The organism is Streptomyces sp. NPDC012466 (genome assembly GCF_042955215.1).
Lineage (GTDB): Bacteria > Actinomycetota > Actinomycetes > Streptomycetales > Streptomycetaceae > Streptomyces.
Window position 1 is genome coordinate 591863 of the sequence record NZ_JBIBEQ010000001.1, and the last position, 20948, is coordinate 612810.

The 20948-nt window shown below is 70.7% G+C and carries 12 protein-coding genes; 7 read left to right on the top strand and 5 right to left on the bottom strand.

Features of this window, described 5'->3' with window-relative positions:
* Genes ACFY9E_RS02710 through ACFY9E_RS02730 form a run of 5 tightly spaced genes read right to left on the bottom strand, consistent with a single transcriptional unit; the run spans position 1 to position 14789 of the window.
* A complete protein-coding gene (locus ACFY9E_RS02710; RefSeq protein WP_390978660.1) occupies positions 1-2583 on the bottom strand; it encodes an ATP-binding protein in 2583 nt (860 codons plus the stop codon).
* The gene (locus tag ACFY9E_RS02715) at positions 2580-5798 is read right to left on the bottom strand and encodes a hypothetical protein (protein ID WP_390978662.1); all 3219 of its coding nucleotides are present in this window, start codon (positions 5796-5798) and stop codon (positions 2580-2582) included. The genes ACFY9E_RS02710 and ACFY9E_RS02715 overlap by 4 nt, the downstream gene beginning before the upstream one ends.
* The gene (locus ACFY9E_RS02720; RefSeq protein WP_390978663.1) at positions 5795-9391 is read right to left on the bottom strand and encodes an AAA domain-containing protein; all 3597 of its coding nucleotides are present in this window, start codon (positions 9389-9391) and stop codon (positions 5795-5797) included. Before ACFY9E_RS02720 ends, ACFY9E_RS02715 begins: the two co-directional genes overlap by 4 nt.
* Positions 9384-13313: a hypothetical protein gene (locus ACFY9E_RS02725; RefSeq protein WP_390978665.1), complete on the bottom strand. Its 3930-nt coding sequence runs from the start codon at positions 13311-13313 to the stop codon at positions 9384-9386. The genes ACFY9E_RS02720 and ACFY9E_RS02725 overlap by 8 nt, the downstream gene beginning before the upstream one ends.
* Before the next feature lie 24 nt (positions 13314-13337).
* The gene (locus tag ACFY9E_RS02730) at positions 13338-14789 is read right to left on the bottom strand and encodes a hypothetical protein (RefSeq protein ID WP_390978667.1); all 1452 of its coding nucleotides are present in this window, start codon (positions 14787-14789) and stop codon (positions 13338-13340) included.
* 342 nt (positions 14790-15131) lie between these two features.
* On the opposite strand from ACFY9E_RS02730, the gene ACFY9E_RS02735 reads away from it, so the two are divergent.
* The 7 genes from ACFY9E_RS02735 to ACFY9E_RS02765 all read left to right on the top strand — a co-directional run bounded on the left by ACFY9E_RS02735 (position 15132) and on the right by ACFY9E_RS02765 (position 20834).
* Positions 15132-16202, top strand: a complete 1071-nt coding sequence (locus tag ACFY9E_RS02735) for a Rieske 2Fe-2S domain-containing protein (protein WP_390978669.1) — start codon at positions 15132-15134, stop codon at positions 16200-16202.
* A complete protein-coding gene (locus ACFY9E_RS02740; protein WP_390978671.1) occupies positions 16199-16381 on the top strand; it encodes a hypothetical protein in 183 nt (60 codons plus the stop codon). The genes ACFY9E_RS02735 and ACFY9E_RS02740 overlap by 4 nt, the downstream gene beginning before the upstream one ends.
* On the top strand, positions 16378-17313 hold the full coding sequence (locus ACFY9E_RS02745) for a 2Fe-2S iron-sulfur cluster-binding protein (RefSeq protein WP_390978673.1): 936 nt from the start codon (positions 16378-16380) through the stop codon (positions 17311-17313). Before ACFY9E_RS02740 ends, ACFY9E_RS02745 begins: the two co-directional genes overlap by 4 nt.
* A 143-nt stretch (positions 17314-17456) precedes the next feature.
* On the top strand, positions 17457-18422 hold the full coding sequence (locus ACFY9E_RS02750; RefSeq protein ID WP_390978675.1) for an ABC transporter substrate-binding protein: 966 nt from the start codon (positions 17457-17459) through the stop codon (positions 18420-18422).
* On the top strand, positions 18419-19192 hold the full coding sequence (locus ACFY9E_RS02755) for an ABC transporter permease subunit (protein WP_390978677.1): 774 nt from the start codon (positions 18419-18421) through the stop codon (positions 19190-19192). Before ACFY9E_RS02750 ends, ACFY9E_RS02755 begins: the two co-directional genes overlap by 4 nt.
* A gap of 50 nt (positions 19193-19242) precedes the next feature.
* On the top strand, positions 19243-20007 hold the full coding sequence (locus ACFY9E_RS02760) for an ABC transporter permease subunit (RefSeq protein WP_390978679.1): 765 nt from the start codon (positions 19243-19245) through the stop codon (positions 20005-20007).
* Positions 20008-20027: 20 nt separating this feature from the next.
* On the top strand, positions 20028-20834 hold the full coding sequence (locus ACFY9E_RS02765; RefSeq protein ID WP_390978681.1) for an ATP-binding cassette domain-containing protein: 807 nt from the start codon (positions 20028-20030) through the stop codon (positions 20832-20834).
* The last annotated feature ends 114 nt before the right edge of the window (positions 20835-20948 follow it).

Consider the following 20948-nt stretch of genomic DNA (forward strand, 5'->3'; position numbering starts at 1 on the left):
TCAGTGACCGGCCTGGGAGGCGGCCTCCCGTTCCGGCAGCACGAGTTGCAGGGCTGCACCCGTCAAGGCCGGATGCGAGGAGCTGACGACTTCCACGTCCGCCTCCACCGTCGTGGTGGTGAGTGACCGCAGGAACTTCCGCACCCGGGGCAGGCCCCACCCTCGGCCCGCTCCGCGCTTGGTCCACTCCGGCTGGAAGATCCTCCGGGCGCGGGCCTCGGCCGGCAGTCCGGGTCCGTTGTCCTGCACCCTGACAAGGACCTCCGGGCTGTCCAGCGTCACCACCACCTGCACCATCCCGTCGCCCCGGTCTGCGACTTCCTCCGCCGCGTTGTCCCACACTTCGTACAGCACCGCGCGCAGTACGGGTTCCGGCACGTCGACCCAGAGCGACGCCGGACAGCGCAGGTCCAGACGGACCGTTCCGTACTGCACCTGGTACTCGGCGGCCAGGGTGGCCATGACCCGGCTCAGGTCCGTGGCCTCCGGCTCCGCACGGGCGACCAGCTCCTCGGCGGAGGCTTCTCGCAGTTCACGATCGGCCGCGACCGCGAGAGACGCGAGTTCGTCCGCGCCCGCGCCCCGCTTCTCCGCCTCGATGTACGCGGCGTACGAAGGGACCGGAGCGAAGCGGTTGCGGTGCCAGACCGTCCAGGCCGGCATCGCCGCCTCGCCGTCTTCCGCGCTCCCGGCGGCCTCGACCTCCCCCGGACGGGGTTTCTCGGCACGTTCCATCTCCTCCAGCAGAGCCGTCAGCTCCCGCTCTGCAGTGGGCATCAACGCTCGTACAGCTCCGCTGAGCGGCACCCGGAACCGGTTGGTGCCGTTCTCGTCCGCCGCGGCGAACCCGCTCCCGGGCTCTGCAGCATCCTGCACGGGCAGGAGCAGACCACGCGCCTCCAGCGCCGGGAGCCCTGTCATGACCCGGTCTCTGGCGGCCGTCCACGTCGAGCAGACCTCCGCACAGTCCGCCACGTCCCCTCGGGTGACGCCTCCGTCCCGGTCGTCGCAGACGGTAAGGGCGGCCCACCAGGCGGCCTGCGCCGCCGGCTCGCCGCACCGGGTCAGCAGCTCGGCCCTCATGGCGTGCAGCAGGGCTTCGTCCTTCCGCCAGCCACCGCTCCGGGCCGTCCACAGCCCGTCGCGAGAGGCTCTGAGGTCCAACCCCTGGGCGTGGCGCAGCATCACCCACAGGAGCCCGGAGTCCATGCCGGTGCAGTTCTCCATCACCTGGACCGCGGAGGCGCCCCCGCCCAGCGACAGGCGTGTGATCCAGCGCAGGGTACGCCAAGCCGTGTCCGGGTCTTCCCCGAGGATCTTGTCCAGCGCCGCGCGGTTGTCGCCGATAAGTACTTCCACGGGCCACTGCCGCGCGAGGACACCCAGAAGAGCGGCCGCCCGGTCGGCGCGCAACACGGCGAGCCTGAGCACGTCCCGCAAGCTGAGCACGGCGACGGCCTGACGGTCGGTGTAGCCGGTGACCACCAACCCTGGGCCAACCGCGACGACGGGGCCATCCGCAGCGAGCGTCGGCTGTGCGACCGTCGTCTCCGGGTCGGCGACAAAGAGATCGACGCGCCCCGTCGGATGCAAGCCGGCGAACAGCTCACTGTCGAAGAGACCGTCGAAGAAGGTGAACCAGCCGCCCTCGATACGCCGTGCCACGGCTCCCTCACCAGGCGCGCCGAGGAATCGTCCGAGCGCGTTGGCGAAGTCCTCCGCCGCCTCGGCGGACGGCTGGCGGGAGAGGTGGTCGAAGGCGACGAGCAATTGCTTGGCGTCGTCGTCGGCAGCCTGCCAGGCGAGGAACTCCGGCGGCCTGCGCACCGCCCGGTTCAGGTGATACTCCAGCAGGTTTTCCTCGGTCCACTTCCCCTCCCACACGGGCAACGGTGTCACGGCCTCGGGGACGGGCGCTCCAATGGGCTCCCTGTTCAGCAACGCGCGGGCGCTGACCAGTTCGCCCGCGGCCAGCAACGACCGCACCCGCTCGGTGGCGAGGCCCTCACCGGCGGGCTGCTCCGCGGAGGCGGCGGGACCGGCGGCCTCCCGCTCCTGTCGCGCGATGGTTTCTTCCAGTTCCGTGACGAGTTTCTCCACCTGTCGGCCGAGGTCACTCTCGAGTGGGCTCAGCACCTCTTCGGCTTCTGTGAGCCGCGACCGCGCGCGCTCGACGAGCACGGTCGTGTCGAGCGTGGCGACCGGCACACCGGCGGCCTCCGCTCGTCTCGTCAGCGCTGCGAGGCGCTGCCGCACCACCTCCGCACTGCCGGCCCTGGCCGACTCCAGCCTCCGTTTCAGCAGCTCGCCGTCGTGCTCCCGCAAGTCCGCACAATCCTTGAGCAGTTGCTCGGCCGCGTCGTGCTCGCCCCGGTCCAGCAGGGTGTCGAACGTCGCGCGCGGCGACAGGCCACCGATGTGCGCGAGGACGGCGTCGGCGAGCATCCCGGCGTCGAGCTCTGTTGCCGGGCCGGCCGCGGGCTGTGTGCCGTCCGGGCCACGCGCCACCAGGGCGATCAGCACATCCGGGAAATGGAATCTGCTCGGCCACGTCTCCAGCAGATCTCTCGGGACCCCGTTCACGTGTCCTCCCTTCCGACCACTGGCATCGACGCGAGCTCACTCAACAGCGCTTTTGCCGGGTACAGCGCCGGCTTTCCCAGACCGTCCGCCTCGTCGAGCAGGTTGTGCCACTCGCGGTCCAGGAACCGGGCGAGTTCGAGCTGCGCGGTCTCAAGCCTCGGGAGCATCGCCGGTCCTGAGCCGGTCGTGCCGCGCTCGTCCCTGGCCGCCGACAGCCGCGCGAGGCGATGCGCCTCCGCCATGAGCTCGGCGATTCGTCGCGCGTAGCTCAGGTGGTGGCTCCACTCGACCTTTCGCAGACCCAGGTCCGTCGCGAGCTGGTCCATGTAAACGCGGGCGTCGAGAGAAGTGCGGGGCAGTTCAGCGGCGGTCTGCGTCCTGAAGTCGGTCGTCGCCTTACCTTTCGCCATGTCCAGCAGGCCGGCGAAGACGCCTCCCGGCCGGAACATCGCCCGGTGCATGCGCTGCCCGTCCTGGAATTTGAAGCGGTGGTCGGTCCGCTCGAAGTCCCGGGCGCCGGCAGCCAGTCGCTCCCAGCCCAGCCGTACCTCCGCAGACCGCTCCTGTGCGTCCGCCCAGGCGTTGATGTCCGGCAGCGGTACGGGAGCCCGCGTCTCACGGAAGCACGCCGCCGCCTGGTGTGCCAGGCGGCGCCATGTGGACGGCAGGGGGCCTGCGGCCTTGGGCCCGGGGCCGGACATTACCTCCTCCCAGACCAACAGGCCGACGTCCCCCCCGTGCAGCAGCATTTCGGCGACCGCGCCGACCACGGCGACCGTACGGTGTCCGGGCCCGGCCTCGCCGAGTTCCAGAGCGCTGAAGTAGAGCTGTTCGCCGAGAGGGCCGTGTTCGAGAGGCACGGCCACGGCCGCCAGATCCACCGGCATCTCCTCACCGTCGCCGAGCAGCGAGGCCAGCAGGTACGCCTCCATGAAGGCGTTCCGCTGCCAGGCGTCGTACAGCAACCACAGGCCCCACGTTCGCCGGCGCTCCCCGCCATCCTGCGAGCGGCGGAGCAGGACCGCGGCTTCCCTGCGCAGTCGCTCGGGCGGCGTGTCGGCGTTCAGCCGGTCGTCCAGCAGCGTCCAGTCGTCGTAGTCGGCGGGCACCGCGGAGACCGATGGCAGGGGCGGCAGGTAGGCGGGCGGTCCGGCGGTGTCGGCGACACCGAACCAGTCGGGGATGCCCAGCTCCCTGGCGAAGTCCGCGGCGAAGTCCGAGTTCATGATGTGCAGCCCGAGCTCGGTGGGTGGTTGTCCCCGCGTCGGGTTGATGGAGCGGTTACCCAACGGGCGGTAGCTGCCGACGATCGTCTCGAAGTCGGAGAGCACCGCACGGGCCCGGGCCTTGGTTGTACGCAGCGTCCGTTCGGCGGACAACAGGGTGAGCAGATCCGCGTAGGCCTTGGCGGGACGGTGCCCGTCCTTGAGCGGCGGGTGCTGGAGGTGGACTGTCACGTTCTTGTCCCTGAGCCTCAGCAGCTGACGGCCCAGAGCGTCGGTGCACGCCTCGGTCTCAGCGGAGTCGTCGGTGACGGCGAGACACTCGGTGGCACCGCCTATGGCGTTGTGCACGAGGTCGACGTACAAGCCGTCCCAGACGGCGCGCACCACGGGGGCGCCACGGTACACCCCCTCCACCGCGTCGGTGAGTTCACGCAGGGCCCGGCCCCAGTCCGCCGACCATTTCGTGCGGGACTCGACCTCGTCGTCCTTCCACGTCTCCGTCAGCGTGGGCAGCGGAACGTCGTGGCGCGGGCCGACGGTGGCCGACGGCAGCCGTACGCCCCGCTGGCGCCGGTCGAAGTCGGTGGGCAGGAGGGCAATATTGCTCGCCGCCTCCCAGTACGGGTAGGTCCGTCGAGCCCAGCTCAGCAGCTCCGTGATGCAGTCCGGGGGTTCGTCGCTGCCCTCGGCCGGCTCCACGAGCACCCCGGCCCCGGTGTTGGTGGCGAGAACGCTATGGGATCCGACGTAGGCGTACCGGTTGTCGCTGATGACCACCGAGGCGGAACTGCTGCTGCTGCGCTCTTCCAGCAGCACATGACCCGGGAATCGCGCGTGCAGGTCGTAAAGGGCCGTGGCGACCTTGCCCTCCAGCTGGGCGGACTGGTGGCTGCCCCACAGGAAAACCAACGTGACGCCCCGTTTCGCGGCGAGCTCCAGCGAGTGCAGGATCCGGTGCAGCGCGTCGTAGGTAATGTGCGGCAGGGCCATGACGAGCTGCTGCGCCGTTGATTCGATCAGATGCGTCAGCACCCAGCCGACACCCGCCCCAGGGGCCACCGCACTGACGGAACACCGGGCCCGCCGGGCTTCCGCCAGTTGCTCGTTCACCCGGCTGGCGAGAGAGCTCAACTCCTCGTGTCGGGCCGACATCTGGTCGAACGGGATGGTGGTCAAGCCCTCTGCCCGCTGATCCAGGCCGACGATCATGGAGCGCAGGCTTTCGGGCGGGACGACTGCCAGCACCTCGCGGGACAGCAGTTGCTGGACGAACTTGCTGTCCGGGCGGCTGCGGACGAGTTCGCCGACCCTGGCCTGGAAGAGCTGCACGGCACGTCTGCCCCAGCCCTGCGGCATCCGCTCCGGCGTGGCGGTCACCAGGCCCGTGGTGGGGTCTCGGTTCACCGTGACCTCCACCGTGCTCCAGTGGAGCGCCTCCGGCGAGCCGAGCAGCGGATTGGCGAACGACACGTTCAGCACCCGTCGGCGCTCTCCGTGCCGGCGCTGGTCGGTACGGACGGCTTCCCGTACCGCGCGCAGCAGATCCGCCTGCGGGATGTCGGTCTCCGAGATGCCCCGCGCGGGCGGCATCGCAACGGCCCCGTACGGCACCCGGTCCATGCCCTCGCGGTGCGGCAGCACGGCAGCCGTCACGGGGTCGAAGAGGAACCTGCGGGACAGCAGGGTGCTGGCGGCCGCACCGCCACCGTCATGCTCGCTGAGCACCGACTGGGCCGCCTGGGTGTTCACCAGGGTGTTGGTGGAGAAGTCGACGGCAAGGAGCCCGCTGCTCCACAGACCGTGCACCACATCGAGAACGAGCCGGTTGGGAAGGGAGAACAGCGCTCCGAGGTCCCGGACAGTCCTCCGACCGGCGGCCACCGCCCGCAGCACCAGCTCCTCCAGGGTGGAGGCGCCGTCCTCGGGGCCGAGTTCCATCCGGAGCGTGACGACGCGGCAGGGAATCGCGACGAGGACGGTACCGGTCACGGGGCGACCCTCCGCCCGCTCACGATCTCGCCTGTCACCGCGTCGACGATCGCGCCTACTTCTCTGAAGGTGTCGATCACCGTCTGCCAGTCCTTTCCGCCGTGGTGTTCGAAATGCGTCAGGTTGCCCACGACGACAAGCAGTTGCTGTGCCCGGGACAGCATCACGTTGACCACGTCGGGCTGGGCCGTGTGTCCCACGTTCTGCCGTGATCCAGGGCCTCTCGATGTACTACGCACCAACGAGACGATCACGGTCTTCGCCTGCCCGCCCTGGAACGAGTGCACTGTGTGCACCCTCTTCTCCAGAAACCCGCGGTCCAGCTCCCTCACCTGCCGGCGATAAGGGGCGAGCACCGCCAGTTTCTTGGGATCGCGGTCGTCGGCGAGGCCGAGGTCGCGTGCGAGTTCCCGGATGAGTTCGGCCTCTCCCTCGTTCCACCAGTAGCCCCTGTCACCACAGTTCGGGTGGTTGGAGGTGTCCAGCCAGACGAGGGGCGCGCCCTTCAGATAGGCCGGTTTGGTGGCCTTGTGGATTTCCTTGATCTGCGGGTCGGGGTCGAGGAACGTGCCGGTGGCGGTGGTGCCGGGGTAGAAGGCCCGGGCGAAGGGCAGAGCGATGTCCGGGTGCATCCGGAACTGGGTGTCGAGGGTGTCCACCGGGTTGGCCGCATCGGCGCGCTGGTTCGCCTCCCGCCCACGGAAGAACGTGGCGAACATCTGGATGAAGCTGGTGTACTTCTCGCGCGCCGCGTAGTGCAATTTGATCCTCTCGTCTCTGTGCTTGCCGAGGCTCTCGAGAAACCTCGAGACATCCTGGGCGCGGTGCGGGCCCAGTTGCAGGTGATCGCCGACCAGAGTCCATCGCACACCGCGGACCAGCGGCATGATGATCTCGGTGGGCCAGGCCTTGGCCGCCTCTTCGATGATGACCCAGTCGAAGACGGGATCGCCGACGTCGTCGGTGAGGGTGCCGGCGATCGAGCAGGTGGCGAGCACGATGTCGGCGCCGGCCCGAATGCGCTCGGTCAGCTCGACCAGGTTCTCCCGCGCGACGTCGCCCCATCGGGCCATCAGCGCCACCTCGGCGGCGTTGCGAGCCCCCTGACTGCCGTCCTCGACCCGCTTCTCGATGCGGTCGACGAGATCTCCGGCGATCGCCTCGGCAGTGAAGCCCCGAAGTTCCTTCGGCAGCTCGGAACCGTCCTGGGTACGGGACAGTTCACGCAGAATGAGAATGGACTGATTCTCGATCACCGGTTGCAGCAACTCGACGCACTTGACAGCCAGTTGGTTCAGCGCGTCGTTGGACTGCGCGCTCACCAGCACCCGGGCGCCGTGCTCCGCTCGCAGGAACTCCCGCAAGGCGTGGGCGACGACGGTGCTCTTGCCGGTGCCGGGAGGGCCCTGAAGAGCGTAGAAGGGGTGCAGTCGCAGCATGTCGGCGATGATCTGCGGAGCCTTGCCGCGCAGCGGCTTCTCGCCGGGCCGCGGCGGGATCTCCAGTGTCGCTCCCCGCCGGCTGCGCAGCTCGATGGAGCTGGGCGTGTGCAGGACCCGGGCCAGGCCGGCCTTCTGCCGCAGTGCCGCCAGCCCACGAACCTCCCTGCGGAGCTGGACGTCGGTGCCGTGGTCACCCCAGGGTCTGAGCCAGCCCCTCTCTTCCGGCTCCGCTCTGCCGCGCGTGGGTTCCACGACGATGGAATCGGCGTCCAGTCGCTCCAGGACACGGAAACGGGGGGTCTCGGCGTTGAAGCGCGGGTTGGGCCGGTCGGGCCCCACAGCGATCATGCCGTCGTCATCGGCGAGGAGGCCGCGAGCAAAGTCGCCGAGCAGGGGCCGACGCCTGGGATCGGCGCAATACGCCGTGAGCAGCTCGTCGCCGTGCAACCATCTGCGGTCGCGGCTCTTGTCGTAGGTCAGGACGAAACGGCCGTCATTCGCCTTGCGGAAGAAGAACGGATACTGCCGGGCGCGCAGCGCCGCGCTCTGGTAGTCCAGCATGAAGGACACGGCCCGCAGCATCTCCTGGACCTGTGTGTCCTGTTCGCCCCGCCCCGTGTTCTGTACCGCCTTGGTCAGCTCCTCCCAGGACGGCCTGCCGTGTTGAACGTCGTCGAGCGGGTGGCCCGTCTGGAAGGGCACGAGGTCGATCTTGCCGACGCGGCGTTTCGGCCGAATCGCCACGACCTCGGAGGCGAAGCGCCGGTCCGCGAGATACCTGATAACCAGGGTGTCGGTGTGCGTGGTGATGCGCTCGCCCATCGAGTTCCGGTCATAGAGGAACGAGCAGAACCACACGGCCTGTTGGCCGATAAGCACCCACTCGGCCTCGGCGAGCGAGGCGGCGTCTCCCTCCACGAATCCGACCCCGCCGCCCTGGCAGTGCACCAGATCGGCCTCCCGCAGTTCCTCCTCGAGGAAGGCCTGAAGTTCGTCACAGCCCTGCTGGGTGTCGGGGCTGTGGTCCGTCCAGTTGCGCTGTTCGTAGATGGTGACGACGGACCTCTCGGGCATGAACGCCACCAGCCGGGGCCTGGTGTCCCTGGGGGTCGGATCCAGTGCGCTGCAAATGCCCGACCAGTCGCGCTGGAGCGCCGCCGACGCCTCGAAGGACGAACTGCGGACCGTGGGCGAGGGGTCGAGCATGTCGAGCAGGGCCGACTTCAGGACGCGGGGCAGCTTCGTCGCCAGGCTCAGCTCGCGCCGCATGGCGGTGTGCAGGCGGGCCAGGGCCGCGGGCAGTTCGTCGCCCTCGGCGGCCTCCACCACAGCACAGTCCTCGGGGAGTCGGTCGACCAGAGGGCCGACGAACAACTCCCAGCCGAGCACACCGAGCCCGAAGACATCGGTGCTGCCGTGATCCAGGCGGCGCAGTTGGACGTCGCAGAACACCGCGGGGTGGTTCTCCGGCGCCAGATACGCCAGATGGTGGGCCTTGCTCATGGTTCCCGACGGAGTGAGGAAGAGAGCCTGCACGGCTTCGTCGTACTTCGTCTTGTCGTTCGGGCCGTGCACCGAGTGCAGCAAGTTGTTGAGGAGCGCGCTCAGTTCGAAGCGGCCCAGCGACAGGATCGCTCTCGACGGGTTCTCCGGCTGCTGCTTCATCCGCACGGCGCCGAGCGTCAGATTGCGATGCATGATCCGGGTGCCGTGCAGCTGGCTGAGAGCGTCCGCCAGCAGGCTGAACTGCTCGAAGGCCACCACGGGGTGGGCTTTGGCCCAGCCCTCCAGCACGGAGCGCCAGTCCCGGGCGATCGGCTGGCCCTCCAGTCGAGTCATGATGAAGGCGACCTTCGACCTGCGGTCGAAGCTGCCGTCCACGATGTCCGGCAGGGCGGGATGGCCCAGCATTTTCAGCCGCAGCAGGTTGCGCACCTCGTGGTCCCACAGGTCGCCGCCCGCCAGGTCGACGTTGAGGAAGAGCGCCACCTCCCGGACGTCGGTGCCGTGGTCCTTGCGCCGCAGCACGAAGTGCAGCAGCCGGCCTTTGATCAGCTCATCGACCGTGCCGACGAGTGTGTAGCGGCCGTGCTCCGCATTGTTGCCGGTGAACAGGTTGTGCAGCTGGTCGTTGATGTACTCGTCAGGCATGCGTGTCCTCCGTTCCCCTGCCATCGGTGGCCCACACGACAGGATTGATCTTGAGTACGGCGATCCCGTCGTCCATGGCGACCGCGAGGCGTCCCTCCCCGAGCGATGCCAGCCGGAGGCAGGGTGCTCCCAGCCGAAGGGTGCGGACCGGCCGCCAGTGAGCGTCCTCGCGCCACAGCACCACGGTGCCGTCCCGTCCGGCCGTGGCCCTCCCCCGGACACCGCGAGCGGTGTCGAGGCCGACCACGTCGACGCACCCCATGACACGTCCGTGCAGGTCCTCGGCGCCTCCGGGCAGGGGTGCCGGTCGAGCGCCGGTTTCGTCAGCGGGCGGTGCGGCATCGGTCAGTTCCATTCCGTCGGCCGCGTCAAGCACGCGCTCGACGGTGCCTCCCGCTCGCTGCTCGGCCACGACGAGGGCTTCCCTGCCGCCCGGGAGGACGTAGCGTCGCAGCCCACTGACCGCGGAGGGCGCATCCACCGAAGCGGCGATACCGTCGGGTGCGACGGCCTGCGGGTCCCAGAAGTGCACGGTGGAATCACGTTCGGCGGCCGTCACGAGCACCGCCCGGCCGTGCGGTCCGCGCAACGCACCGATCGTCGTGATCGTGCCCGTGCTCGTGCCCGTCGAGATCTCGACACCTGCGGGAGCTGCGTCCGCGGTGGGCGGAAGGACCACCCGGACACGGCCCCTTTCGTCTCCGAGCACCGGCACGCGGCTCTCCTCGGACACAGGCAGCGTGGCCAGCACCCGGGGTCCGGTGCACTCCGCGTCGGTCCCGAAGCCGAGCCAATCCGCGACGATCTCCGGCCCGCAGTCGCCTGCTTCGACCCGCCAGTATCCGAGGTGGCCGTCGTCCGAGACGGTGACAATCCGCGGGCCCGCCGTGGGGTCCGTGACCCAGGTCAAGCCCGACAGCCCCGTCCGTGCGCGCCGCAGGTGCACCAGCACCGGCACGGGGCCGCCGGTGTCCCACACACTCAGCAGTCCGCACTGATACGCGGCTACGACGAGCTGCTGCCCGACCGAGCCGGGCACCGGAGCGAGGCCCACCACATCGGTGGCGGCCAAGGGCGTTTCGGCACGCTGCAGCGACCCGTCCGGGCCGAGGAGTGCCAGGAATCCGACCTCGCCGGCGACGACGCACCGGCGCGTCCCGTCCGGGAGGGCCGTCATCACCGTGACCAGTTCGTCGGTCTCCACAGCCCGCGGCCGGGGGTGCTCGGCGCCGGTGTCCCACAGCTGCAGCGTCCGGTTGCAGTGAGCGACGGCCAGCAGCCCCGGACCGGCCGGCCCGTCGGCGAGTACGGCGAGTGCGGACACCGGCTTGTCGCATCCCCGTAGGAGCCGGACCGGGACGTGGCCCCGCCAGGGTTGCCAGACCACGACCGTGCCGTCGTGGGAGCCCGTCACCAGCCAGGTGGCGTCCGGTCGCGCGGCCAGCGCCGTCACCACACCGTCGGGGCCGCCGAGGCGCAGGTGCAGGGGCACCCGCAGCAGCTCCCCCCAGCACACTTCCCAAGCGGCGTCGGGCCCCGCCTCGTGCAGTGCTCCGGCCGCCCGCAGTCCGCCGAGCTGGCGCAGCGCCGGCCGGTCGCCGAGCTGGGACACCTTGATCAAATGCGCCGATGCGACCGTCCCCAGCACTTCGACCGGCAGCTCGGTGGGCATCGTGCCGGTGCCGGGGCCGGGGGTGAGCGCCAGAGTGCTCAACGAAGCGGGGTCCAGCCGATCGATCACGGCGGGCCGCCGGCTCAGTGCCGCCCACCCTGCCGCGCCGCAGTCGGCGGCGTACTCGGCGAGCCGCGCGGCGAGGTGCGGGCTCAACGGGTTTCCCTCGTGGGCCTGGTCGGCCGCCAGGTCCAACAGGGCCGCGAGCATGGCCTGCCGGTCGTGCGGTGCGCTGTCGGTGAGCAGTTCCTCCGCGTAGGTGCGATGCGCCAGCCGGTACACACTGCGCCTGTCCTCACCGTCGATGAGGACGTAGGCGGCCGCACGGTTCAGGAACAACTCCATTTGCTGGTCGTCGACGCGGCTCCCGGTCCCGGCGATACCGGCGGCGGCCCGCGCCCAGATGCCGTCCGCGAGTGGCAGGCCGCGGCCGTGGGCATAGGCGAGGGCGCGGAGCAGGGGGCGGGCCGTCGGCAGTCCCGCGGTGATGCGCGCCACGGCAGCGCGAAAGAGGCCCGTCTGATCACGGGCGAGCATGTGGTCCAGGGCGGTGCGCGCCTGCGGGTCGGCGGACAGGACGCCGGGGCGCTGTTCGATCTCCTGGAGCACCAGGGCGGCCTGGAGGAACTGCCAGGACCCGTCGGCCACGTGCGAGGCGACAGCCTGCCCGATCCTGCCGACGACCGTCTCCTGCCAGTCCGCGTCTCCGGCCGGATGAAGTAGGAGGATCTGGCGTACGCCGCGTTCGGTGCGGGCGCGGGTGGCCGTGGGGTCGGGTGCGAGCTTCAGGATTTCGGCGTCTCCGGTACCGGCGCCGAGGACTTCGAGCAGGTCGGCCCGGCCGCTGCCGGAAAGCGAGGGGAACGGGGAAGGGCGGGTACCGATCAGGAGCCGGACGCCGGGTATCGCGGTGAGGTCCCGCAACAGTGCGGCGACGCGCAGCGGGTCCCTGGCCTCGTCGAGCGCGTCGGCCACGATCAGTGCCCGGGTCGGCGCCCACGAGGCCGGGACGGCGCCGGCCAGTTCGCCGAGGCGGCGGCGTAAGCCCTCGACTGCCGGGGCTACGTCGCCGGAGCTCTCCCCGTCGGCTCCGTCGGCGGCCGTTCCGAGCGCGACGCCCAGGCGCCGGAGGACATCGGCAGGCGTGCTTCCGGTGAGTGCCAGCACGGCAGCGACGTACGGGAGTTCTCCGTAGTTCGGCCCCTCGCCCGGGCCACCGCTGCCGATGTGCGCGGCCCGGCTCGGCTGCGCGTCCGCGCCCTCTGGCCCGGGCCCCCCGCGGTGTATCCACCGCTGCACGGCCTCGCCGAGCAGTGCCGACTTCCCCGTGCCGGGCGGGCCCGTGACCACGAACACGGCCGGCGCCCCGGGGGTATCGCGCCAGTCGGCGACCGACTGCAGCTCCCTGGCCCTGCCGGTGAAGTCGTGCACCACTTCGAGGAATCCGCCCCGGTCCGGAGCTCTTCGCTGCGGCGGGTCACCGGGCTCCTGGTCGAAACGGCTCTGCTCGCGCCGCTGGTCGGCAACCGACGTGGCGCCGACCAGCGGCACGTGGTCGGGCAGGAGCAGACGAAGCTCGGCGTGCGTGTCGTCTCCGACGAGCCGCGCGTAGCAACCGCTGTCGGCGAAGTGACGTTGGAGGTCGCGCAGGGTGAAGACCTCGTCGTGCGAAGTCTTGCTGTTCACGAAACTCTCCAGGACACGGCGGAAGGTGCCCAGATAGCCCTGGGCCGCCGCCTTGCCCGTGGCGATCAGCAGCAGCGACCGCACCCTCGGCTGCCCGGTCCCGTTGAACCTCTGGGCGACGTCCTCGGCGAAGTTCTCGGAGTTGCACGCCTCGAACACGACGAGCGCCCAGTGACCTTCCCCGTACGTCCGCGACTGCTGCTCCGTGTGGACGTGGTGCGCGACCATGTCGGGCGTGACCCGGGCATTGCGCTCCTCGGAGTCGGGCACGAGCAGCACGGAACCGAGGGCGGCCGCGCGGCCGTGACCGAACCACAGGAGCGCCGACGAGCAGGGCTCCTCGTCTCCTTGCTCCCCGGCCCAGTGGGCCAGTGCCGCGTCGGCTTCGGTGAGGGACCGGACGGCGTCACCCTGGAAGACGGGGTCGACACGGCGCCCGCCCATGCGCCGTAGTGCGTCCGCGGCGAGGTCGGCCTCGCCGGCCATGTCCTCGTCGTCGTAGTCGGCCACGTGCCCCATCGGCAGCACGTGTACGGCAAACGTCTCGGCGGCCTCGTGTTCCATGGCGTGGAGCTCCCGGGCCGCCGCTCAGGCGGGCTGTTCCGCCGCCGTGACGAGCACGAGCTGGATCACCGGCTCGCTGCCACCCACCACCTCGATCTCGTACAGCCCCGGCCGGCCGGCCGCACAGGCCGCCACCAGCTTCCCCTCCGCCCCGGGGACCGGCGTCAGGTCGAGGTACAGGACTTCGTCGCGCCCACTGACCTCACTGGCCGTGCACCGAAGACCGGAGGAGCCGTCCCACCCGGACACCTCGACGGGGAAGGGCTTGCCGGGTTCGGCCCGCTCGGGAACGTCCAGTGCGAACGTGCCGTTGCCGAGCACGGCACCGAGTTCGTCGGGACGGCTCAGACCACGCAGCATGCCGCGCGCCTGGTCGATGACGGTCTGGCTGCGGACGAGGGCGGTGTGGTCCTGGAACACGGTGATCGGCTCCGCGGCACTGGCTGTCGGGCGCGCGGCGAACTGGTAGACGGTCCCGTCGCCCATGCCGTCCTCGGTCCTGCGGCGCCGCTCGTCGTCGAGCAGCACGCGGTCGTCGCCGCGGTCCCGCACGGGCATGAACCGCTGGCCGACGGCCGTGCCCGCACGCATGCGGTAGCTCTGGAGGGTCTTCTTGCCGAGACCGACCACCGTGACGTGGCCGGGCAGGGGCGTGTCCTGCCGGGTCGTCCGCCAGGACACGGTCGCGTCGGCCAGTTCGCGGACACCGCCGAGCCCCACGATGTCGTCCACGGTGGGTATGCGCGTGTCGTGGCCGTCGTCGAGGGCGCGGTAGCCGGGCAGCAGGTCGTAGAGGCCCGGCATCGTGGGGGCCACGTCGCGCAGGACCGTCGGGGGCAGCAGGAGCGGTCCCCCCTCGCCGCTGTTGAGCATGACCGCTGCCTTGACCGAGCCGCTGAACGGTGTGCCGACGGTCATCACGGCCCGGATGTCATGCCGGAGGTCGCCGCGGTACAGCAGTTCACGGACGAGGAGTCCGCCCATGGAATGAGCGACGAAGAGGATGCGCGCCGGTCCGGCCTCGGGGTGGCGGGCGAGGTGATGGCGGTGTGCGGCGTGGTCGCGCCAGGCCTTGAGGTGGCGGCGGGCGGCGTCCGCCAGAAGAGCGCCGTTGTATTCGACCGACAGGCGCCAGTCGTAGGGAAAGGAAAGGACGGCTTTGGGATCTACAGCCGCCTGGCGTAACTCACGCACCAGCTGGTTGTAGGGCTGCGCTCCGCCGAGCCCGGGGAGCCACTCCGCGATGTCGAGCAGGCCCGTCGCCTCGATTCTGCCCGTGTCACCGGCGCGTTCCTCGGCGGACACGGAAAGCGCCCGCATCCGATCCTCGTGCGTACGGGCGGAGTACTGGAAGAGTTTCCGCACGCCCCACAGCCGCTTGCCGCTCTTCACGTCCCGCAGCACGCTACCCATGATCCCCGGTACGACGATCACAGCATCGTGAAGCAACCGCTGCGTCGTACGCTGCCCGGTCATCCCCGTCACCCCCTGTGCTACCGCCACCAACTGCGCCCCCTTGCGCACCTCCGCAGCGGTGGACGAGGACGCTAGCACAGCCGTGACAAACGGGCAGTTGTCGCATAGAGCGGGTGGAGCACCATCGGAAGCAGAGCCGCTGGCATATGCGCCCCTCGTGCGCCCCTAGTGCTCCGGTCGGCCACGTCTGAGCGCTGTCGATCACGGCTGCCCCGGCCCGGGATTCAGGCGGCCTTCCGTCACACGGAAGTGGGCTTGCCGCCCCGTGCCGGGCCTCACGACCCTGATTCCAACCACGGCACGCGGGGCGACGGCGCCCCGCCGACAGGGACGGGAACCCCCATGCCTCACATGACCGCCTTCGCCAGGAACCAGTGGTACGTCGCCGCCTACAGTCAGGAGGTCGGGCGGGAGTTGCTCGGCCGGACGATCCTCGGTGAGACGCTGGTGCTGTACCGGACCGAGGAGGCCGGCACCCCGGTCGTCCTGCACGACCGGTGTGTGCACCGCCGCTACCCGCTGTCGGAGGCGCCGACGCGGCTGGACGGGGACCGGATCGTGTGCGGCTACCACGGGTTCACCTACGACACGTCCGGTACGTGCGTGTACGTGCCGGGGCAGAAACGGGTGCCGCGCACCGCCCGGATCGCCTCCTACCCCGTCGTCGAGCAGGACTCGCTGATCTGGGTGTGGATCGGCGACCCCGCGCTCGCCGACCCGCAGGCCGTTCCCCGGGCCCGGCATCTCGACTCCCCCGGCTGGGTCACCGTGCGCGGCATGGAGCCCATCGACTGCGACTACGGCCTGCTCGTCGACAACCTCCTCGACCTCTCCCACGAGACGTACCTGCACGGCGGTTACATCGGCACCCCCGAGGTCGCCGAGACGCCGATCACCACGGAGGTCGACGAGGGCGCCGGGATCGTCCGGGTGAGCCGGCACATGGACGACGCCGAGTGCCCGCCCTTCTACGCCAGGTCCACCGGCATCGAGGGCCGGATCACCCGCTGGCAGGACATCGAGTACCACGCCCCCTGTCTGTATCTGCTGCACAGCCGTATCGCCCCGGTCGGTGTGGTGCCGGAGGCGGACGGCAGCGATCCGCACGGCTTCCACACCGAGATCACCTACGCGATCACCCCCTCCGGTGACGGCACGGTGTACGACTTCTGGGCGGTGTCGCGAGACTGGGCGACGGAGGACGCCGAGGTCACCGAGTTCCTGCGGGGCAACAACCACACCGTGGTGATGCAGGACGTCACCGCGCTCAATCTGCTGCAGAAGACGCTCGGCACCGAACGCACCGGCTACCAGGAGCTGAGCATCAACATCGACACCGGTGGCCTGGCCGCCCGCCGTATCCTCGCCCGGCTGGTGGAGCAGGGCGAGAAGCCCGTGGAGAAGGTCCGATGACGGCTCCGACCGGCGAGATCTACCGCATCGCCTGGCTGCCCGGCACCGACGTCCTGCACGGCACGTGCCACTGCGGCCGTGAGCACACCGCGCAGGACCCGGTCGAGATGTGGGAGTGGATGCTCGCCCATCCGCAGGGGCACGTGACCGGGGCCGAGCCGCGAGGGAACAGCTCATGAGCGTCTACGAGGCCGAACTCGTCGTCGAGCGGCGGGAGATCGCGGCCGACGGGGTGCTCGCCCTGACCCTGCGCCATCCGCTGGGCGAGCCGCTTCCGGCCTGGGAGCCGGGCGCCCATCTCGACATCGTGCTCGCACCCGGCCTGGAGCGGCAGTACTCGCTGTGCGGCGATCCGGCGGACCGGTCGGCCTGGCGGATCGCGGTGCTGCGCGAGAGCGCCGGGCGGGGCGGCTCGGCCCATGTGCACGAGCAGCTCGGCACGGGCGCCAAAGTCCGGGTGCGCGGACCGCGGAACAACTTCCGCCTGGAGCCCGCCCCTCGCTACCGCTTCGTCGCCGGGGGCATCGGCATCACCCCGATCCTGCCGATGCTGGCGGCGGCCGAGGCGGCGGGCGCCGAGTGGACGCTGCTGTACGGCGGGCGCACCCGCGGTTCCATGGCGTTCGGCGGGGAACTGTCCCGCTACGGCGACCGGGTGACGATCGCGCCCGAGGACGAGACGGGGCTGCTGGACCTGGCGCCGGTGCTGGAGGACCTGCCCGAGGGCACGCTCGTCTACTGCTGCGGCCCCGGGCCGTTGCTGGACGCCGTCGAGGCCCGCTGCCCGTCCGGGGTGCTGCGGGTCGAACGATTCCGGCCGAAGGAACGGGAGACGGGCGAGGACGCCGCCTTCGAGGTGGAACTCGCGCGCAGCGGACGGGCGTTGACCGTGGAGCCCGGCGTTTCCGTGCTGGACGCGGTGCGCGCCGCCGGGGTCGAGGTGCTGTACTCCTGCACCGAGGGCACCTGCGGCACATGCGAGACCGACGTCCTGGAGGGAGAGCCTGACCACCGCGACTCGGTGCTGACCGAGGAGGAACGCGCGGCGGGCGAGACCATGCTCATCTGTGTGTCCCGCTGCCGCGGCGGGCGGCTGGTGCTGGACCTCTGACCCGAAGGTGCCGCTTTCAACAAGCCTTCACCGCACGTGCATTGACCATGGCTCCGGGTGGGCCCTAGGTTCCCGGCTGAGCACTTCCGTACTGCCTGCGCACAGCCTGTCGGAGCACCTCAGCCGGTCCCACCGGGGGAGCCATGCGTCGTCTGCTCGTCGGCCTCACGGCCTTGTCCGTCCTGGCCGCCGTCACCGCCTGCGGCTCGTCCGACTCCGGCGGGCAGGACAAGGCCGGCTCGTCCGGCCCCACCACCGTCAAGGTCGGAGTCGTCCCCGTGCTGGACGTCGCCCCCCTCTACCTGGGCGAGAAGCAGGGCTTCTACGCCGACCGCGGCATCGAGCTGGAGCTGTCGCCGGCCCAGGGCGGGGCCGCGATCGTGCCCGGGGTCGTGTCCGGCCAGTTCCAGTTCGGCTTCAGCAACACCACGTCACTGCTGGTCGCCCGGTCCAAGAACATGCCCGTGAAGGCCGTGGCGAACGGTGCCGCCTCCACGGGCGAGGGCGGCGCCGACTTCGCCGCCATCACCGTGAAGAAGGGCTCACCGCTCACCTCCGCCAAGCAACTGGGAGGCAGGAAGGCGGCGGTCAACACCCTCAACAACATCTGCGACACCTCGATCAGGGAGTCCGTCCGCAAGGACGGCGGCGACCCCTCGAAGGTCGAGTTCGTCGAGATGCCCTTCGACCAGATGCCGGCCGCGCTGGACGGCGGGCAGGTCGACGCGGCCTGCACCCCGGAGCCCGCCCTGGCCACCGTCAAGGCCGCGGGCGGCAAGGAGATCGCGTCGAACTTCTACGACGTGTCACCCGACCTCACCGTGGCCATGTACTTCACCTCCCAGCAGTACGCCGCGAAGAACCCGGACCTGGTGAAGAGGTTCCAGGAGGCGACCGCGGAGTCGCTGAGGTACGCCGACAGCCACCCGGAGGAGGTCCGGCAGATCCTCACCACCTACACGAAGATCCCCGCCACCTTGCTGAAGGAGCTGACCCTGCCGCGCTACCCGGCCGAACCGGACCGGCCGTCGATCGAGCGGCTGGCCGAACTCGGTGAGCGGGACGGCCTGTTCGAGAAGGCACCGGACCTGGACGAGCTGCTGCCGTGAGGGGCGCCGACGCGGCCCTCGGCGCGGCCGGGCTCGCGGTGTTCCTCCTCCTCGGCGAGGCGGTGCCACGGCTCGGTCTGGTCGACGAGGACTACTTCCCGCCGGCCGCCCGCATCGCCGAGGCGCTCGGCCGGGAACTCTCCGACAGCGCCTTCTGGTCGGCGCTCGGTGACACCCTCACCGGCTGGGCGCTGGGCCTGGCGGTCGCGGTGGGCGCGGGTGTCGTCGCGGGCGTGGTGATCTCCGTGGTGCCGTATCTGCGCGAGGCGACGGCCTCGACGATCGAGTTCCTGCGGCCCATCCCGTCGGTCGCGCTGATCCCGCTGGCGGTGCTGCTGTACGGCACGGAACTGCGCTCGGTGCTGCTCCTCGTCGTGTACGCCTCGTTCTGGCAGGTGCTGATCCAGGTCCTGTACGGCGTGCGGGACGTCGACCCGGTCGCGGAGCAGACGGCACGCTCGTACGGCCTGGGCACCTGGGCGCGGATCCGGCACGTGCTGTGGCCGACGGCGCTGCCGTACGTCATGACCGGAGTGCGGCTGGCCGCGGCCGTGGCGTTGGTCCTCGCCGTCACCGCCGAACTGGTCATCGGCGCCCCGGGGCTGGGCGCCCGCATCGCGGTGGCACAGACCTCACAGGCGGTGCCGGAGATGTACGCGCTGATCGTGGTGACGGGGGTGCTCGGGCTGCTGATCAACGTGGGGGCGAGGGCGGTGGAGCGGCGGGCGCTGGCCTGGCACCAGTCGGTGCGCGGGGAGGTGGCGGTGTGATGGGGGTCCCCCCTGGTCGAGCGATGTCGACAGCTTGGGGGAGGGCCCTGATGCGGGTGCTGTTCACGCTCGCCCTGCCCGCTGTGCTGGTGGCTGTCTGGTGGGTGGCGTCGGCAGGCAGCACGAATGTCTACTGGCCGCCGTTGCGGACGGTCCTCGGCGCCTTCCCGGACGTCTGGACGGGCGAGCGGCTGCGCGGCGACGTGGTGCCCAGCGTGCTGCGGCTCGCGGCGGGGTACGGCGCGGCGGCCGTCGTGGGGGTGACGCTCGGCACGGTCATCGGCTCCTGCCGGCGGGTGCGGGCGCTGTGCGAGCCGGTGCTGGAGTTTTTGCGGGCGGTGCCGCCTCCGGTGCTGGTGCCGGTCATCATGCTGTTCGCCGGCATCGGCGACGCGATGAAGGTCGCGGTGATCGCGAGCGGTTGTGTGTGGCCGGTGCTGCTCAACACGGTCGAGGGCGTCCGCGCGGTCGATCCGGTGATGACCGAGACGGCCCGCTCCTACGGCGTCACGGGCGTGGCCCGGCTGCGGGACGTGGTGCTGCGCTCGGCGAGCCCGCAGATCTTCGCGGGGCTGCGCCAGGCCCTGTCGATCGGGATCATCCTCATGGTGATCAGCGAGATGTTCGCGGCCAGCAACGGCCTCGGGTTCACCATCGTGCAGTTCCAGCGCGGCTTCGCCATCCCCGACATGTGGACCGGGATCCTGCTCCTCGGTCTGCTCGGCTTCCTCCTCTCGGTCCTCTTCCGGCTGGCCGAGCGGCGGGTGCTCGGCTGGTACCACGGCTTGCGCGAGGCCGGCCGGCGGTCCCCGTGAACCTCGCGAAAGGGCGGTCCATGCTCGACGTACACGGCCTGCGCAAGGTCTACGAGGGTGCGGGGCGGCGGACGGAGGCGGTGCGCGACCTGACCTTCAGCGTGGCGGCGGGGGAACTGGTCTGCCTGGTCGGACCGTCGGGCTGCGGCAAGACGACCCTGCTGAAGTGCGTCGGCGGTCTGCTCGCCCCGACGGCCGGTGAGGTGCGGCTCGCGGGCCGCACGGTGGACGGGCCGCCGCGGGGCATGGCGTTCGTGTTCCAGGAGTACGGCCGCAGCCTGTTCCCGTGGATGCGGGTCGGGCAGAACGTCGAACTGCCCCTGAAGCAGAAGAAGCTGGACCGGGGGCGGCGGCGCGCGCTGGTCGCGGACGCGCTGGAGTCGGTGGGGCTCGCGGATGCCGCGACGGCGTATCCGTGGCAGCTGTCGGGCGGGATGCAGCAGCGGGTGGCCATCGCGCGGGCGCTGGCGTACGAGCCGGAGGTGCTGCTGATGGACGAGCCGTTCGCGGCGGTGGACGCCCAGACCCGGGCCGATCTGGAGGACCTCGTACGGCTGTTGTGGCGGGAGCGCGGGATCACGATCCTGTTCGTCACCCATGACATCGACGAGGCCGTGTACCTGGGTGAGCGGGTGATCGTGCTGTCCGCCTCCCCCACCGTCGTCCAGGAGCAGCTGAAGGTCGATCTGCCGGCCGAGCGGGACCAGGTGCACACGCGCGTGGCCCCGCGCTTCGCCGAGCTGCGGACCCGGGTGTACGAGCAGATCCAGGTGGCGAAGCGCGGGGCGTCCGAGGCGGTCGGGACGGATACGCCTCCACCTCGCTGAACTGGCGCCAGACCAACCGGTGTTGCCCGTCATCTGAAGCCGCGGGCGGCGCAGGCCGGTGCCGTCGGGCAGGGGCGCGGTGCCACACGTAGCGCAAACAGTGCAAGCGGCTTG

What these genes read in the sequence shown, in the direction of transcription:
- ACFY9E_RS02720 (WP_390978663.1), bottom strand. Translation starts at nt 9,391, where the DNA reads ATGCCTGACGAGTACATCAACGACCAGCTGCACAACCTGTTCACCGGC.
- ACFY9E_RS02725 (WP_390978665.1), bottom strand. Translation starts at nt 13,313, where the DNA reads ATGGAACACGAGGCCGCCGAGACGTTTGCCGTACACGTGCTGCCGATG.
- ACFY9E_RS02730 (WP_390978667.1), bottom strand. Translation starts at nt 14,789, where the DNA reads ATGACCGGGCAGCGTACGACGCAGCGGTTGCTTCACGATGCTGTGATC.
- ACFY9E_RS02735 (WP_390978669.1), top strand. Translation starts at nt 15,132, where the DNA reads ATGCCTCACATGACCGCCTTCGCCAGGAACCAGTGGTACGTCGCCGCC.
- ACFY9E_RS02740 (WP_390978671.1), top strand. Translation starts at nt 16,199, where the DNA reads ATGACGGCTCCGACCGGCGAGATCTACCGCATCGCCTGGCTGCCCGGC.
- ACFY9E_RS02745 (WP_390978673.1), top strand. Translation starts at nt 16,378, where the DNA reads ATGAGCGTCTACGAGGCCGAACTCGTCGTCGAGCGGCGGGAGATCGCG.
- ACFY9E_RS02750 (WP_390978675.1), top strand. Translation starts at nt 17,457, where the DNA reads ATGCGTCGTCTGCTCGTCGGCCTCACGGCCTTGTCCGTCCTGGCCGCC.
- ACFY9E_RS02760 (WP_390978679.1), top strand. Translation starts at nt 19,243, where the DNA reads ATGCGGGTGCTGTTCACGCTCGCCCTGCCCGCTGTGCTGGTGGCTGTC.
- ACFY9E_RS02765 (WP_390978681.1), top strand. Translation starts at nt 20,028, where the DNA reads ATGCTCGACGTACACGGCCTGCGCAAGGTCTACGAGGGTGCGGGGCGG.